This is a genomic window from Thermanaerosceptrum fracticalcis, from assembly GCF_000746025.2.
Classification (GTDB): domain Bacteria; phylum Bacillota; class Peptococcia; order DRI-13; family DRI-13; genus Thermanaerosceptrum; species Thermanaerosceptrum fracticalcis.
Window position 1 is genome coordinate 3,606,273 of the sequence record NZ_CP045798.1, and the last position, 15,816, is coordinate 3,622,088.

General features: G+C 46.3%; 15 protein-coding genes. 8 read left to right on the plus strand and 7 right to left on the minus strand.

Features of this window, described 5'->3' with window-relative positions:
- Positions 1-137 precede the first annotated feature (137 nt).
- Together BR63_RS18245 and BR63_RS18250 are read right to left on the minus strand one after the other, a co-directional pair.
- On the minus strand, positions 138-1,097 hold the full coding sequence (locus tag BR63_RS18245; RefSeq protein ID WP_034420492.1) for an ABC transporter substrate-binding protein: 960 nt from the start codon (positions 1,095-1,097) through the stop codon (positions 138-140).
- Between the two features lie 94 nt (positions 1,098-1,191).
- Entirely contained in the window at positions 1,192-2,601 is a 1,410-nt protein-coding gene (locus tag BR63_RS18250; protein WP_034420491.1) for an MATE family efflux transporter, read from the minus strand.
- Positions 2,602-2,769: 168 nt separating this feature from the next.
- On the opposite strand from BR63_RS18250, the gene BR63_RS18255 reads away from it, so the two are divergent.
- Together BR63_RS18255 and BR63_RS18260 are read left to right on the plus strand one after the other, a co-directional pair.
- Positions 2,770-3,462, plus strand: a complete 693-nt coding sequence (locus BR63_RS18255) for an undecaprenyl diphosphate synthase family protein (protein ID WP_420825484.1) — start codon at positions 2,770-2,772, stop codon at positions 3,460-3,462.
- Between the two features lie 131 nt (positions 3,463-3,593).
- Complete coding sequence (locus BR63_RS18260; protein ID WP_034420490.1) at positions 3,594-4,037, plus strand: CBS domain-containing protein; 444 nt, start codon at positions 3,594-3,596, stop codon at positions 4,035-4,037.
- Positions 4,038-4,071: 34 nt separating this feature from the next.
- On the opposite strand, the gene BR63_RS18265 is transcribed toward BR63_RS18260, so the two are convergent.
- A complete protein-coding gene (locus BR63_RS18265) occupies positions 4,072-5,022 on the minus strand; it encodes a DMT family transporter (RefSeq protein ID WP_034420489.1) in 951 nt (316 codons plus the stop codon).
- Positions 5,023-5,245: 223 nt separating this feature from the next.
- Between BR63_RS18265 and BR63_RS18270 the strand changes: the two genes are divergently transcribed.
- From BR63_RS18270 to BR63_RS18280, 3 genes are all read left to right on the plus strand, one after another.
- The gene (locus BR63_RS18270) at positions 5,246-5,926 is read left to right on the plus strand and encodes a GntR family transcriptional regulator (protein ID WP_034420488.1); all 681 of its coding nucleotides are present in this window, start codon (positions 5,246-5,248) and stop codon (positions 5,924-5,926) included.
- Positions 5,927-6,268: 342 nt separating this feature from the next.
- Positions 6,269-6,898, plus strand: a complete 630-nt coding sequence (locus BR63_RS18275) for a cytochrome c biogenesis CcdA family protein (RefSeq protein WP_051965453.1) — start codon at positions 6,269-6,271, stop codon at positions 6,896-6,898.
- A 17-nt stretch (positions 6,899-6,915) separates the two neighbouring features.
- The gene (locus BR63_RS18280) at positions 6,916-7,335 is read left to right on the plus strand and encodes a thioredoxin family protein (RefSeq protein ID WP_034420487.1); all 420 of its coding nucleotides are present in this window, start codon (positions 6,916-6,918) and stop codon (positions 7,333-7,335) included.
- Positions 7,336-7,422: 87 nt separating this feature from the next.
- On the opposite strand, the gene BR63_RS18285 is transcribed toward BR63_RS18280, so the two are convergent.
- The 4 genes from BR63_RS18285 to nifV form a co-directional block, all read right to left on the minus strand.
- Entirely contained in the window at positions 7,423-8,094 is a 672-nt protein-coding gene (locus BR63_RS18285; protein WP_034420486.1) for a GntR family transcriptional regulator, read from the minus strand.
- A gap of 80 nt (positions 8,095-8,174) precedes the next feature.
- Positions 8,175-9,173: an isocitrate/isopropylmalate dehydrogenase family protein gene (locus tag BR63_RS18290; protein WP_034420485.1), complete on the minus strand. Its 999-nt coding sequence runs from the start codon at positions 9,171-9,173 to the stop codon at positions 8,175-8,177.
- A 213-nt stretch (positions 9,174-9,386) separates the two neighbouring features.
- Positions 9,387-11,312: an aconitate hydratase gene (locus BR63_RS18295; protein ID WP_034420484.1), complete on the minus strand. Its 1,926-nt coding sequence runs from the start codon at positions 11,310-11,312 to the stop codon at positions 9,387-9,389.
- Between the two features lie 11 nt (positions 11,313-11,323).
- On the minus strand, positions 11,324-12,460 hold the full coding sequence (gene nifV / locus BR63_RS18300) for a homocitrate synthase (protein WP_034420483.1): 1,137 nt from the start codon (positions 12,458-12,460) through the stop codon (positions 11,324-11,326).
- Positions 12,461-13,101: 641 nt separating this feature from the next.
- Here nifV and BR63_RS18305 point away from each other — a divergent pair.
- From BR63_RS18305 to hydG, 3 genes are read left to right on the plus strand one after another with little or no spacing between them, the layout of a single operon-like run.
- The gene (locus BR63_RS18305; RefSeq protein ID WP_034420482.1) at positions 13,102-13,359 is read left to right on the plus strand and encodes a TM1266 family iron-only hydrogenase system putative regulator; all 258 of its coding nucleotides are present in this window, start codon (positions 13,102-13,104) and stop codon (positions 13,357-13,359) included.
- 1 nt (position 13,360) lies between these two features.
- Entirely contained in the window at positions 13,361-14,413 is a 1,053-nt protein-coding gene (gene hydE, locus BR63_RS18310; RefSeq protein WP_034420481.1) for a [FeFe] hydrogenase H-cluster radical SAM maturase HydE, read from the plus strand.
- Complete coding sequence (gene hydG / locus BR63_RS18315) at positions 14,410-15,807, plus strand: [FeFe] hydrogenase H-cluster radical SAM maturase HydG (RefSeq protein ID WP_034420480.1); 1,398 nt, start codon at positions 14,410-14,412, stop codon at positions 15,805-15,807. The genes hydE and hydG overlap by 4 nt, the downstream gene beginning before the upstream one ends.
- The last annotated feature ends 9 nt before the right edge of the window (positions 15,808-15,816 follow it).

Sequence of the window (15,816 nt, forward strand, 5' to 3'; positions counted from 1 at the left end):
ATTTTTACTTCGCCAGTGTTAGAAAAACAAAAATGAGACACTTTAGGTGTCCCATGATGTAACCAGGTTTTTGGTATCTGATATTGAATGTCGGAAGTCGGATGTCGGATAGCGGAAATCGAGGTGTTCAGCCCAATTTATCTTTGCAGATAACCGGGGGCTACAATCTCTTCATAACTGTAGGCTTTGTCAATTAATCCTTTGTTTTGCATCCAGTTCATCACCCTCTCCACCATAGCCTTGGTGGGTAAAACCAGGGGTGAATATTTGGGGATGGTGTAGGAATTTTCCAATGGTTTAGGAATACGCGCTTTTTCGATAATTAATTCTTTATATTTTTCCGGGGACTCGTTTAATTTACCTGCCGCTTCTTCATAAGCCTGGAGGATTCTTTTTACGGATTCGGGATATTTCTTAAGGGTATCTTCACGGAAAAGGATTACTGTTTGGGAAAGGTTATTCTTTAGTTTAGCATCATCTACTACTACGACAGCGCCGGATTTTTCCGCCAGGGTGGCCAAGGGGTCCGGTAAGAGAGCAGCTTTCACGTCTTTTCCGGCCAGCAAAGCATCCAGCCGGATTTTCATGTCGGGAATACTTTGAAAGTTTAGCTCACTGGGAGCAATACCTACTTCTTTTAACATTTCTTCAGCCAGGTAATGGATAATGGTGTTTTGAGAAATAGCGATAGGTATGCCTTTTAATTGCTGGGGAGTGGTGATACCGCTCCCGGGAGAGGAGAGAATGGCAAAACGGCCTTCCTGGGGCGTGGCTCCTAAGCCCAGGGACACAACTTTAACGGGAGTTCCGCCTTTTTTAAAGAGAGCTGCCGCCAGGAGGTCAGCCAATTCACCTTGTATTTCGCCGGCCTCCAGAGCAATATCTCTATCCCTGGCACTGTTGAAGGGGATTAATTGCACCTCTATACCGTGTTTGGCAAATAAACCTTCCTTTTCCGCTACAAAAAAGGGAAGGTTATCTTCGATACTCAGCAGGCCTAACTTAAGAGAGACCTTTTTATTATTCCCAGCTTTACTACAGCCGAGGATGGAAAACAGTAAAAGAACGATGAGGAGGGAACCAATAAGCTTCTTCATAATTCTCACCCCACGATGTTAGATAAGTAACCGTAAAGATTGTACCATATTATTAAATATTACGGAATCTGTAATCTAACCGGGGTGAAGATGGTTAGTTTTCTGTGGCGGGTTCAGCACTTATCTCCTGCTCAAAGGCAGGACCTTTCACCACGGCAAATTTTTTCCACCTGCCCGTGCGGTAATAAAGATAATTGATAATTAATCCCGTATAAATACTGATGACAATGGCTAGCCAGATTCCCTTTACACCCAGGTAGGGATTGACTGAGAGATAGGCGGCCAGAGGAACTCTAATCACCCAAAGGGAGATAAGTGTTAGCAGCATGGCAGTGACGGTATCCCCTGCCCCCCTTAAAACACCTCCCAGGGTAAACATCAGGGCGAAGGGTATATAGGCATAGCCCAGGTAGCGCAGGTACAGGGCGCCAGCCTCTAAAACCCCGGTGTCTTTGGTAAAAGGGGCCAGGAGCAGGGTAGGAATAAAAAGGATAGCCAAAGAGACCACAAAGTTAATGGCAATGGCCAAAATACCGCTCCACTTTACTGAATCCTTCACCCGTTCTTCTTTTTGTGCTCCCAGGTTTTGGCCTACTAAGGCTGAGACGGCCAAACTGATACTCATGGCAGGCATAAAGGCGAACTGTTCGATACGGGCGGCAGCCCCAAAGCCGGCGACTACTGTACTGCCAAAACGGTTAACCATAGCGCCTACAGCTAAGGAGCTTAAGGAAACAAGGGTATGCTGAAGACCTGCGGGTAAACCAATTTTAAAGATTAAACCAATGAGGGACCAGTCTATAATCCAGAATTCTTTGTTAAGTGTTACCAGACCGGAGGATTGAAAAAGATATCTTAAGGCCAGTAGTGAGGATATTCCCTGGGCAATAACGGTAGCCAGGGCAGCTCCTTTTACACCCATGGCCGGGAGAGGACCCAGGCCAAAGATCAGGAGGGGGTCGAGAACGATGTTAATCACAGTGGCATACGCCAAAAATTTCAAAGGAGTTCGCGAATCGCCTAAACCCCGTAGGATAGCACTAATCCCGTTATACCAGAACATACCTATCAATCCGCTGAGGAACACGCCCAGATACCCTGAAGCCTGTTCCATGATGTCAGGGGGTGTATTGATCAGTGAAAGCAATTCCCCCCGGTATACTACCCCGATGACGGAGACAATAAGGCCGAGGACAGTTAAAGTAATCAGGGAGTTTCCTATGGTTTTTACCACCATGTCCTGCCTTTTGGCGCCGTAATACTGGGAGACCAAAGTGGTCATGGCCATCGCTGCTCCCATAATCAGTGCCACCAGAGCAAAGATGACGGGAAACCCTACGGAGACTGCGGCTAGGGCCTGGGGCCCCAGAAACCTTCCCACCCAAATACTGTCTACGGTATTGTAAAGGGCTTGCAGGAGATTCCCTAAAAACATGGGGATGGAAAACATTATTAAATGGCGGGGAATACTATCCCGGGTAAAGTCGATAGTTTTTTTCTCCATGGTTCTGCTCCCGTATTTAAGATAAATTTCTTACATAGTGTACCATTTACTTTATCATTGTATCAACTTTAGTTTGCAGAGTTACATAATTAAAGCCGGATAATTTATGAATACTGTGCGGGTTTAATGGAAATTATTCTAATAGATATTCATAAGTCGAGGTAATTTATGGAAAAAATGGCTCTGGTGCAACATAAATTCAAAAGGATTCCCCGTCACATCGGTGTGATACCCGATGGCAACAGGAGATGGGCACAGCAGCGGGGATTACCCAAAGAAGCGGGCTATCATTATGGCATAGATCCCGGTTTCGCCTTATACAGGCAATGCCTGGAACTGGGGATAGAAGAGATAACTTTCTATGGCTTTACCCAGGATAATACCAAACGGCCCCATGAACAATGCCGCGCCTTCCAGAAGGCCTGTGTGGATGCCGTCATGAAATTGACCGAGGGTGATGCTGCCCTGTTGGTGGTGGGTAATACCGAATCTCCCCTCTTTCCCCGGGAGTTACTGCCATTTACCCCAAAACGGGTAATTTTTGGCAGGGGTCTGATGAAGATTAATTTCCTTGTCAACTATAGCTGGCAGTGGGATTTAAGTACGGCTTTAAAAAAACTCGGATTGGAGGGAACATTTAACAAGTCAAGCTTTCCGGAAAATATTGCCTCGGCTGATATCTCCCGTATCGACTTAATTATCCGCTGGGGAGGAAGAAGAAGGCTGAGCGGCTTTTTACCGGTGCAGACAATCTATGCAGACTTTTATATCCTGGAGGATTTGTGGCCGGATTTTCTGCCGGAGCATTTGTACCAGGCTCTCCACTGGTATGAAGAACAGGATATCACCCTGGGGGGGTAAGGAATTTTTTAGGTTGGCAAAAGCCAGCCTTTTGTTTTTACATAGTGAACTTATGATAAAATAGATATGGTCTAATACCTTCTTTCTCGGAGGGGGGTCTCTTTAAAACAGCAGCGGAAGGAGTGTATGACATGAATGTTCCCTTTTTTCTTACTCCCAAACAAGACGTTGTGGTCTTACCCCATCGTGCCACCATGCGCCAGGCCTTAGAAAAAATGGAGTATCATCGATATTCGGCAGTGCCCTTGATAGACGAAGAAGGGAAATATGTGGGTACAATTACAGAAGGTGACCTGCTCTGGAAAATTAAAAACACCCCGGGTTTAAGTTTCGAAAATACCCATAAGATTTTCTTAACAGAAGTACCCCAGCACATGCAAAATAAACCGGTTCATATCCAGGCTAAAATGGAAGACCTGATCAGCCTGGCTACGACACAAAATTTTGTTCCTGTTATTGATGATGAGGGTGTTTTTATCGGGATTGTAAAAAGAAGCGATATTATTGATTACTGTGCCAGGCTATTGGAAGAATGCAAAACAGGAAAAATCGTGCCCGAAATAAATTCGCTGTAATAAGTAAAACCCCGCGTGAGGGTTTTGTTCTGGACTATTCTTCCGCTTTTACCGGTTTTTCCTTTAGGTTTACTTTCTTACTCAACAGCTCTATTAATACCGGACTGTTGGTAACCAGTATAACACCGGTAAAGATCAGTATCCCACCGGTAAAATGATATAACATTAGATGTTCCCCTAGAAAGAGTATAGATATTAATGTGGTAAAGACGGGAGAAAAATTTAAAAAGATAGCGGCTTGATTGGAACTTACCTTCAGGAGTGCCTTATTCCACAGGAAAAAGGCCAGTAATGAAGGAAAAATATTAAGGATGACAATGCTTAAAAACAAATTCTTATCCATTTGTGGGAGCCAGGACCAGTTGGACTGCCGGTTTTCCCACAGGGAAAAGGGAAGGGTAAGAAGAACACCACTTAACATCATCAGGGTGAACAGGGAGTTGGAGGAGAGGGCATGTACTCTTTTTTTAAAGACAAGGGAGTGAATGGCCCAGCTAACGACACTGATGAGCATCAGCATATCCCCTATATTGGGCTTTAGGTTTACAAAACCTCTGACCTCACCCTTGAAAACGATCCAAAAAACACCAAATATTGAAAATATAATGCCGACGCCTTGCAGCGGGGAGATTTTGTCTTTATAAAATATGTAGGAAAAGAGAGCAAAGATAGCGGGGCTGAAGGAGGCAAGTAAAGAAGCATTGATTGCCGTGGTATAGCGGACAGAGTAATAAACGGATATGGTGTTCAGGAAATAACCCGTAGCGCCAAGCAATAAGAGTAAAGGCCAGTTTGCTAAATAGAGGGATATGTTTTTTCTTAGGTCTTTCCAGGTTAATAAAAGGAATAAAGCGACAGGTATAATCCAACGCAACAGGTTTAGGGTAATGGGCGGAATAACGGTGACGATGGTTTTGCCGATTACAAAATTAAAACTCCAGAAAAAAGGAGCCAGGATTAATAACCAATAGTGTGCCCGTTTCATCTTTGTTTCTTCCCGTCATCAGTATATTTGTTTAATATTTTATTTACTATTTATTATACTTTTTTTATTACGAGTAGGAAACTATATTCTTCCTTAATTTATTAGTTTCCGTTACGAGTGATAAGGGTGGGTAAATTAAAAAAGGGTTTGACAATATGAGCTGTTATAATATACTTTAGTTTAATAGGAATTGTTTCATACAAGTATGATTGGAGGGAAATTCATGGCGGAACGTACTCTCTTGCGTATCAGACTGGACAATTTCCGGCCCCTGGGGGAAATGGTATATGAATCTTTAAGGGATGCTATTATAAACCAGGTTTTAAAGCCTGGCGAAAGATTGATGGAAACTGAACTGGCGGAAGAAATGGGGGTCAGCAGAACACCTGTAAGAGAAGCCATCAGAAAATTAGAACAGGAAGGTTATGTCGTAATGATCCCCCGTAAGGGAGCTTACGTGGCAGGACTCTCCATTAAAGATATTCATGAAGTCTTTGAGATAAGAGGAGCCTTGGAATCATTGGCTGCCGGGCTTGCGGCCGAAAGAGCCACACAGGAAGAAATTGAAGAGATGGAACGCAATATTGTTTTGGAAGCCAGTCACTTCGAAAGCAATGATCTGATTAAAACCATCGAAGTCGATACTAAATTTCACGAGCTTATTTTTAAAGCGTCCAAAAACGACCGTTTATTAGGGATGATCAGCAATTTGCGGGAACAGGTCCAAAGATTCCGGACTACTACCCTGGCTGTGTCCGGAAGACTAAAATTCGCTTTGGAAGAGCATAGAAGGATTGTGGAAGCAATAGCCGCCAGGGATGTGCAGTTAGCCCAGCAGATGGCCAAAGATCACATTGAGAGTGCGGAAAATGCTTTGTTGGAAGTGATTAGCTACCAGAAGTAGTTGGTAGTTGGTATTTGGTATTTGGTAGTTGGTAGTTGGTAGTTGTTAGTAATTCTTAACGTGAACCGTTAACTGTTAACCGTGAACCGTAAATATGAAACACCAGGAAATTATAAAAAACGGTCGACTTTTCACGGTTTGCGGTTTACGAATAGGGACACTGGTCTCTGGTCACTAATTCGGACTTCGGAAGTCGTAGAACTCCTTCGTTTGAGGGAGTTTTTTTATTACTAAAAATTACCTGGATTTTGGATAAGAAAAGGTTATATTTAGCATCTTTACTTACCCCCTAGGGGTATAGTACAATATAATCACAACTATAAAATATGAGGACGTTGCAGGATGGATTTGTCATTAAGTTTTATGGGTGGGTTGATAGCGAGCCTAACCCCCTGCAGTTTGGCAGGTTTTCCCTTGATTATCGGCTATATCGGTGCCCAGAAAAATGATGATATCAAACGATCATTGCTGTTAACCATTTTCTTTGTTTTGGGTATGTCTCTGACCTTTGCCGTTTTGGGTCTTACCGCGGTACTCCTGGGAACAATTTTCGGCAGCAGCATCGGTCCGGTTTGGCGCTACATTTTAGCCACCTTCATTATTCTGATGGGCCTCAATCTCCTGGAGTTATTACCTATACCCCATGTGCAATTAAATATGAAAATGCCAAAAGCGACAGGCTTAAGTGGGGCGCTCTTGGTGGGAATGATTTACGGTATCATGGCCTCTCCTTGTTCTACACCTATTTTGGCCAGTATTTTAGGTTATGCCTCCTTACAGGGGAATTTATTGAAAGGTGCAGCCATGCTCCTTGTTTACGGCCTGGGTCACGGAATCCTTTTATTACTGCTGGGTATTTCCACGGGTTTTGTTAAAACTTTACAGGTGCTGCGGCGTTACAGTACTTATCTACAGAAGATATCCGGTTTCCTTTTAATTGGAGCCGGTATCTATATGTTTTGGACCATATGATAAAGGGGTTGTTAGATATGAAAAAGTGGCTGCCTGTCCTGTTAATTGGTGCTCTTCTCTTGGGAGGGTTTGTCTGGAAAAAGACCCAGGTGAAAAATGATGGACCTGTGGAGACGGCCAATCCCCTCCAGGTAATGAATGAGATTTTAGGAAAAAAGCCTATCTTTGTAGAATTTACTTCGGATGATTGTCCCTATTGTGTAAAGATGAAGCCTATCATTAAAGAATTACAGGATAAATATGGCGAACAGATCCAATTTGTTATCGCCAATACCGGGAATAATGAAGAAGCAAGAAAACTGGCGCTGTTTTACCGGGTCCGGGGGATTCCGGCAGTGTTTATTCACGATCAGGAAGGTAAGATCATTGAGAAATATGAAGGTTTTACAACTAAGGAAACTCTGGAAAAAGGGATCAATAAAGTTATAAAGCCGTAAAACTGGCCAGGAAACTGGCAAAAATAGAAGAATAAAAAAAACAAGGCACTGTACCCACAGTGCCTTGTTTTTTTTAGATTTACTTTATTATTTTTTAGCTCGATGACTCATGATATTTAAATAGGCCTGTTTCACGTGTTCAGTTAAAGCCTTTTCCGCTTTATCAGGATTTTTTTCCAGAAAAGCATTTAATACTGCCCTGTGTTCTGCCAGGGTATTTTCGATACGGTGGGGAACTTTCAGTGATTCTACCCGGGATAATTGTACGAACTGGTGGAGGTTACTTAAGGTCAGGTTTAATATTTTACTGCCGGAGGCTTCGTAGATGATTTCATGAAACTTTGTATCAAGACTGGCTACCTCTTCCTGATCCCCTTTTTGGGAATAAAACTCCATAAGGTCAGTCAGTTTTTGCAGTTCTTTGATTTCGGCCGGGCTAATTTTTTCTGCGGCCCAGCGTGCGGCCAGCCCTTCCACGAGTTGACGGATAGCGTAGATATCTTCAACGTCTTTAGAGGAGATCCCCAAAACGATGGCACCTTTATTAGGGGTAGTCTCCACCAGTCCTTCTACCTCTAAAAGCCGGATGGCTTCACGAATAGGGGTACGGCTTACCTTTAATTCTTCCGCTAGTTTTGACTCCACCAAGTTTTCCCCCGGGCTGTAAACACCGTTGATGATTTGTGATTTTACATATTTGAAAACTTTAGTGCGCAGTGATGCATCGTTGGTGGAAGAAAGTTCGAAGTCTTTGGCCATGCTGTTCCCTCCTGTAAGGAGATTTCAAATTCGTACATATTGTATTACAACTCTCTTCCAAAAACAAGCACCTTTCTGATTTAAACAATTGCCCGGCAAATGGCTTCCGTAAATTCCCGGGTGCTGCTTGACCCTCCCAGGTCACGGGTTAAAGCGATTTTTTCTTCTATGACCTGCTCTATTCCCCTGCGGATTTTCTCGGCGGCAGTCGTTTCTCCCAATTGGTCCAGGAGCATGGCCGCACAAAGCATGAGGGCAGTGGGATTGGCTATTCCTTTACCCGCGATATCAGGGGCACTTCCATGTACAGCTTCAAAGACGGCTCCTTCCGTACCGATGTTGGCACCGGGCACCAGGCCCAGACCCCCCACCAGACCTGCACACAAGTCGGAGACGATATCGCCGTAGAGGTTGGGGAGTACTAGAACATCGTATTTATGGGGGGCAAGCACCAGATCCATACACAGGGCGTCAATAATCCTGTCGGAGAATTCAATGTCGGGGTAATCCCGGGCTGCTGCCTGGCAGGTATTGAGAAATAAACCGTCGCTTAGTTTGAGGATATTTGCTTTATGAACTGCGGTAACTTTCTTACGCCGATGTTCCAGGGCATACTGGAAGGCAAAACGGGCAATCCTGTTGCTTGCCTCTTTAGTAATTATTTTTACGGCCTCGGCTGCCACATTACCGATATTATGTTCTACTCCGGCGTAAAGGTCTTCCGTATTTTCTCTGACTACTACTAAATCAACGGAAGAGAAGGGAGAGGGGATACCCGGAAAGCTTTTTACAGGACGGAGATTGGCGTATAGATTTAAGGCCTGGCGCAGCCCCACATTCACACTGCGAAAACCCTTTCCTACGGGAGTAGTGACAGGACCTTTGAGGGCAAATTTATTCTTCTTTACTGAAGCAATGGCCTCATCAGGCAGGGGTGTACCGTATTTCTCCAGGGCTGTTATCCCCATGTCTGCTATTTCCCAGTTTATTTTTATCCCGGCTGCGGCAATAACCTCTACGGCGGCAGCGGTAACTTCCGGACCGATGCCGTCGCCAGGGATGAGTGTTACGGTATGCATAAGATGGCTCCTTTCGTGTTAGTTGGTAGTTGGTAGTTGTTAGTTGGTGGTTGTTTTGTGACCGGTGACCAGTGATCAGAGAACGGGTACCCTGGACTTCGTACTCTTAAAACTGGACTCTGTATACTGGTCACCGGACTCCGGACAACGGTCACTGATCACAAATACTGAAAGTCGGATGTCGGAAATCGGAAAGTGGATTGTCGAAGCAAATCAGTGTGCCGTCCCTTTGGTATATGGCAGCAGCCCGCCAGCCAGGAGGATATGCCTCAAGCGCTCAGATACATCCAGTCTTACCTTGAAAGAGAAATTCTGGGTTATATTTTTAACTGCTATTGTATTACCGCTAAGAACCTGGTTATGCAGGTCATCTATCACCAGTTCATCTTCCAGGGAAATGCGCTCATAATCTTCCTTATGGACAAAGGTCAGGGGTAAGATCCCGGAGTTAATGAGGTTAGCCATGTGAATGCGGGCAAAGGAGAGAGCGATGACTCCCTTGATACCCAGGTAGAGGGGGACCAGGGCGGCGTGTTCCCTGCTGGAACCCTGGCCATAGTTTTCACCGGCTACGAGGAAGCCTCCCTTAAAGTTACGCGCCCGGTTGGGAAACTCTTTGTCCACGGGGGTGAGGCAGTGGTCAGAGAGGGCCGGGATATTGGAACGGAGGGGTAAAAGCCAGGCAGGAGAGGGCATGATATGGTCCGTCGTGATATGGTCGCCCATTTTTAAGAGAACGCGTCCCTTGATGACTTCAGGGAGCCTGGTGTTCTGGGGAAAGGGTTTGATGTTGGGCCCCAAAATGACTTCCACTTCTTCCCCGGGACGGGCAGGCGGCACAATAAGATTGTCATTAATATGATACGAGAAGGGCATTTCTACGGAAACAGGGGGGTAACTGCGGGGGTCGGTGATATGGCCCGTAAGGGCTGAGATGGCTGCCACCTCAGGACTGCACAAATACACCTGGGCGCTGGCTGTCCCGCTTCTTCCCTGGTAGTTGCGGTTAAAGGTTCTTAAGGATACACCATCGGTAACAGGGGCCTGCCCCATGCCGATACAGGGGCCGCAGGCACATTCCAGAATCCGGGCTCCGGCCTGAATAAGGGAGCTTAAGACGCCATTTTCCGCCAGCATGGTAAAGACCTGTTTAGATCCCGGGGCAATGACCAGGCTGACAGAGGGATGGACAGTATGGCCTTCCAGGATTTTGGCTACTTTCATCAAATCCATATAAGAGGAATTGGTACAACTGCCGATACAGACCTGATTCAGTTTGATATGTTCTACCGACTTCACGGGTACCACGTTATCGGGGCTGTGGGGACAGGCCACCAGGGGTTCCAGCTGGGAAAGATCAATGGTGACTTTCTCATCATAGCAGGCACCTTGATCCGGTAATAGTTCCCGCCAGTCTTCCACCCTGTTTTGGGCTTTAAGGAATTCGTAAGTCACATGGTCACTGGGAAAGATGGAGGTGGTTGCCCCTAATTCCGCGCCCATGTTGGCAATGGTAGCCCGTTCGGGAACGGAGAGAGAAGTGATCCCTTCACCGGTGTATTCAAAGATTTTTCCCACACCGCCCTTTACCGTGAGCCTGCGCAGTACTTCTAAAATGATGTCTTTGGCTGTAACCCAGGGGGGCAGTTTACCCAGGAGCTCAATGTTAACAATTTTGGGCATGGTCAGATAATAGGCACCGCCACCCATGGCTACGGCCACATCCAATCCCCCGGCGCCTATGGCCAGCATGCCAAGTCCGCCGCAGGTGGGGGTATGGCTGTCAGAACCCAGCAGGGTTTCGCCGGGTTTGCCGAAACGTTCCAGGTGGACTTGATGGCAGATGCCGTTGCCGGGGCGGGAGAAATAAATCCCATGTTTGGCGGCTACCGTCTGGATGTAGCGGTGGTCATCGGCGTTTTCAAAACCTACCTGCAGGGTATTATGGTCAATATAGGCTACGGACCTTTTAGTCTTGACCTTGGGAAAACCCAGGGCCTGAAACTGGAGATAGGTCATGGTACCCGTTGTATCCTGGGTCAGGGTCTGGTCAATTTTGAGTGCTATCTCTTCACCGGCCACAGGTTTTCCAGATAAAAGGTGCTGTTCAATAATTTTTACGGCAAGACTTTTGGACATGGGTTTCCCCCCTAACCTTGATAGAGTTGGATCAGCTCCTTATCAAATAAGGGGCGTTTTAATTCCACGGCCAGTTTGCGGACTTTATTTAAGATCTCATTGGCTTTTTCATTGTCCAGTTCAATACCGAATTCACTGAATTTCTTAATAATAGAAGCTGATCCCGAGTGTTTTCCGATAATAATCTGGCGTACCAGTCCCACTTCCTCTGGTTCAAAGGCTTCGTAAGTCTTGGGATTTTTATAGGCGCCATCGGCATGGATGCCTGATTCGTGGGCAAACATATTGGAACCTACAATGGGCTTGCTGACATGCAGCTTACGGTTGGAGGCCTTGGCTACGTACTGGGATAACTCCAGGAATCCCTTGGTGTCCATAACGAGATTGTAACCCATGACGTGTTTCAGGGCCATGGCTACCTCCTCCAGGGCTGCGTTGCCGGCCCTTTCTCCCAGGCCGTTTACCGTAACCCCGGCATAGTTGGCGCCTGCTTTAATACCGGCCAGGGTGTTAGCTGTGGCCATGCCAAAATCGTTGTGAGTATGCATTTCAATATCGATATCCACTTTGTCCCTAAGAGTCTTTACTTTTTCATAAGTCGTGAAGGGCTCGAGGACTCCGACGGTATCACAGTAGCGCAGGCGGTTAGCCCCGGCTTCTTTGGCTGTCTTGGCGAAAAGGACCAGGAAATCTTCATCAGAACGGGAGGCATCTTCGGCATTAACGGAAATGTACAGGCCGTGTTTCTTGGCAAATTCCACTGCCTTAACCATTTGCTCCAGGACGCGCTCACGGGTTGACTGGAGTTTATGTTTAATATGAATGTCGGAGGTAGAAATGGAAATGGCCACGGCGTCTACGCCGCAATCGATGGAGGATTCCAGGTCAGAAATTACAGCCCGGTTCCAGGCCATGATACTGGATTTCAAGTTAGCCTTGACGATAGCCTTGAGGGCTTCTTTTTCGTCCCCGCCCATGACAGGTATCCCTGCTTCAATCTGATCAACGCCCAGGTCGGAGAGCATTTTGGCAATAGTGATTTTCTCCTGGTTAGCAAAAACCACACCGGCTGTTTGTTCACCGTCCCGTAATGTTGTGTCCACGATATAAACCTTCTTTTTTTCCTTGACTAATTCGGCAGCTGCCATATAAATCACCTCTTGAATGTAAGTATATAAGTATCATTGTATACAATAATACGTTTCATGCAACAGGTTTTATGAAAATATTATGTATACTTGGTGTTGAGCTTGTAAAAAAAATCACATATAATATAAACAGAAATACCTGACTGACCGGGAGATTGTCCTGGTGGAAGGGTAGGCATAAGTGAATAATTGTTCACCTGAATCCAAGGGATAGTCTGAGGAAATAGGGGTAAGCAATAACGTCCTAACACGAAAAGTATAGGCCCGTTTGTACCTATTTCCAGGTGCTGACGGGCCTTTTTAGTTGGTAGTTGGTAGTTGTTAGTTGTTAGTTGTTAGTAACCGGCGCTTCCCGCTTACCGAAACCCGACATCCGATATCCGTTTTTCGATATCCCACGTCTTTTTTGGCGAATACAGCTTCGCCTCCCGATATCCGATATCACTTTTATACGACTTCCGATATCCGCTTTCCGATTTCCGAATTAATGTGTATTATCTTTGCAGCATTTGTTATTACTCTCGGAGTCGGTGTCGGATGTCGGTAGTCGGAAATCGAAAAGCGGAATTCGGTTCACGGTTAACGGTTTCCGGACACCGGACACTGGTCACTGGTCACCAAAAAAGGGAGGTCGTTAAGCAATGGAAAAGAGAATTGGTGTGGTGGGCATTGTTGTGGAGGATAGACAGCATGTGCCCAGGTTGAATCAAATTTTGAGTGAACATGGGGATTTGATTGTGGGCAGGATGGGAATACCCCGCAGAGGCTCTGTGAGTGTTATTGCTTTGATTGTGGAAGGGAGCAATGAGGAAGTTGGCGCTCTTACTGGCAAACTGGGAAGCCTGAAAGGGGTAAAAGTCCGTTCGGCCTTAACCAGTCATACTGTCGGGGAGGAATAGGATGAGGAGCATTTTTATTGACACTTTAGCCAAGGCCCAGGCTCAAGAGGAACTGAATAAAGATGATCTTAAAGTCCTCCTGTCTGCTGATGGGGAAGAAGCTTCCTTATTATTCAAACATGCCGATGCCGTGAGGGAAAAATACCTGGGTAAGGAAGTTCATCTGCGGGGTATTATCGAATTGACAAATTACTGTAAGCAAAACTGTCATTACTGCGGGCTGCGCAGGGGAAACGAACAACTCTCACGCTACCGTTTAACTTACAGGGAGATTCTGACTACAGCGGAGCAAGCGGTGGCCCTGGGCTATAAAACCCTGGTTTTGCAGGGAGGAGAAGATTCGTATTTTTCCGCCCGGGATATCTATGAGCTGGTAAAAGAAATCAAAAAAATGGATGTGGCCGTGACCCTTTCCCTGGGGGAACACGACTTTGACACATACAAACTCTGGCGTGAGGCCGGATCAGACCGCTACCTTATTAAGCATGAGACAGCAGATCCCCATTTATATGAACATCTTAGACCGGGGAAGAGACTAAAGCAGCGTTTGCAGTGTCAAAGCTGGTTGAAAGAGCTGGGGTATGAATTGGGTTCCGGGTGTATGGTTGGGCTGCCTGGACAAACCCTGGATACCTTAGCGGAAGACCTCCTGTTACTGAAAAAAATGGATGTGGACATGGCAGGCATCGGTCCTTTCATCCCCCATCCCCAAACCCCTCTGGCTTCGGCCCAGCAGGGGACCCTGGAAATGACCTTAAAAATGGTGGCTCTGGCCCGCATTATCATGCCCCTGGTCCATTTGCCCGCCACTACGGCTCTGGGTACCATCCATCCTGAAGGACGGGAGAAGGCTCTCCAGGCTGGAGCCAATGTGGTGATGCCTAATGTAAGTCCCTCGGAGTATAGAGCTTTGTATCAAATTTATCCCAATAAAATCTGTATCCGGGATGAACCGGTCCACTGCCGCAGTTGTATTACGGGGAAAATAAAAGCCTTAGGGCGGGTGGTGAGTACTACCCGGGGGCATAGTCCGAAAGGAGGAATTACACGTTGAAAACCGTTGATTTTATCAAGGTGGAAGAGATCAATTTCCAGTTGGAGCAGGCTCAAAAAGCCACCGGGGAACAGGTGGAGGGCATTATTGCCAAAGCCCGGCAGGCCAGGGGCCTCACGCTCCAGGAAGCTGCTATACTTTTAGAAGTGTCCGATCCCAGACTGCAGGAACAAATTTTCCGTGCAGCCAAAGAAATCAAAGAAAAAATTTATGGCAAACGCATCGTCATTTTCGCCCCTTTATATTTAAGCAATTACTGTGTCAACAACTGTCTTTACTGCGGCTACCGTCATGATAATGAGATAAGCCGCAGGAGGCTGTCGCCCCAGGAAATAGTTGAAGAAGTAAAAATATTGGAAAGAATGGGACATAAACGGCTAGCCATTGAGGCCGGTGAAGACCCGGTCAATTGTCCCCTTGACTATGTGCTGGAAGCCATGCAAACCATCTATGATACTACAGAAGAAAAGGGGAACATTCGCAGGGTAAATGTCAACATTGCGGCTACCGGTGTGGAGGAATACAGGAAGTTAAAGGAGGCAGGGATAGGAACCTATATCTTGTTCCAGGAAACCTACCACCCTGAGACTTACCGGATGATGCATCCAGCCGGGCCTAAAGCGTCATATTACTATCACACTACAGCTATGGACAGGGCTATGGAAGCCGGTATTGATGATGTGGGTTTTGGTGTACTGTTTGGCCTCTATCATTACAAATTTGAGGTGCTGGCCTTATTGCACCATGCGCAACATCTGGAAGAGGCTTTCGGTGTAGGGCCCCATACCATTTCCGTACCCAGGCTGAGACCGGCCACGGGAGTAAGTTTAAACAATTTTCCCTATCTGGTAAGCGACCAAGATTTTAAGATGATTGTTGCGGTTTTAAGGCTGGCAGTCCCTTATACAGGTATCATTCTTTCAACCAGGGAAGAAGCCCGGTTTCGTGATGAAGTTATAGCTTTGGGGGTATCCCAGATCAGCGCCGGTTCTTGTACGGGGGTGGGGGCCTATAAGGAAGAATACGGCCAGAAGTCGGCCCGTACCACTTCGCAATTTGAGGTGGGTGACCACCGGACACCCGATGATATCCTGGCCCAGTTGTGCTGTGACGGGTATCTGCCTAGCTACTGCACAGCCTGTTACCGTCAGGGCAGGACTGGCGACAGGTTCATGGAACTGGCTAAAACGGGGAGAATAGCCAATGTCTGTCAACCCAATGCCATTTTAACTTTACAGGAATACTTGCTGGATTATGCCTCTCTGGCCACACGCAGGCTGGGAGAAGAAGCCATCCAAAAACACCTGGAACTCATACCTGATGAGAAAATAAGAAAGTTGACCCTTCAATACCTGGAAAGGATTAAGCAGGGCGAAAGGGATTTATATTTGTAAGGTGGCCTG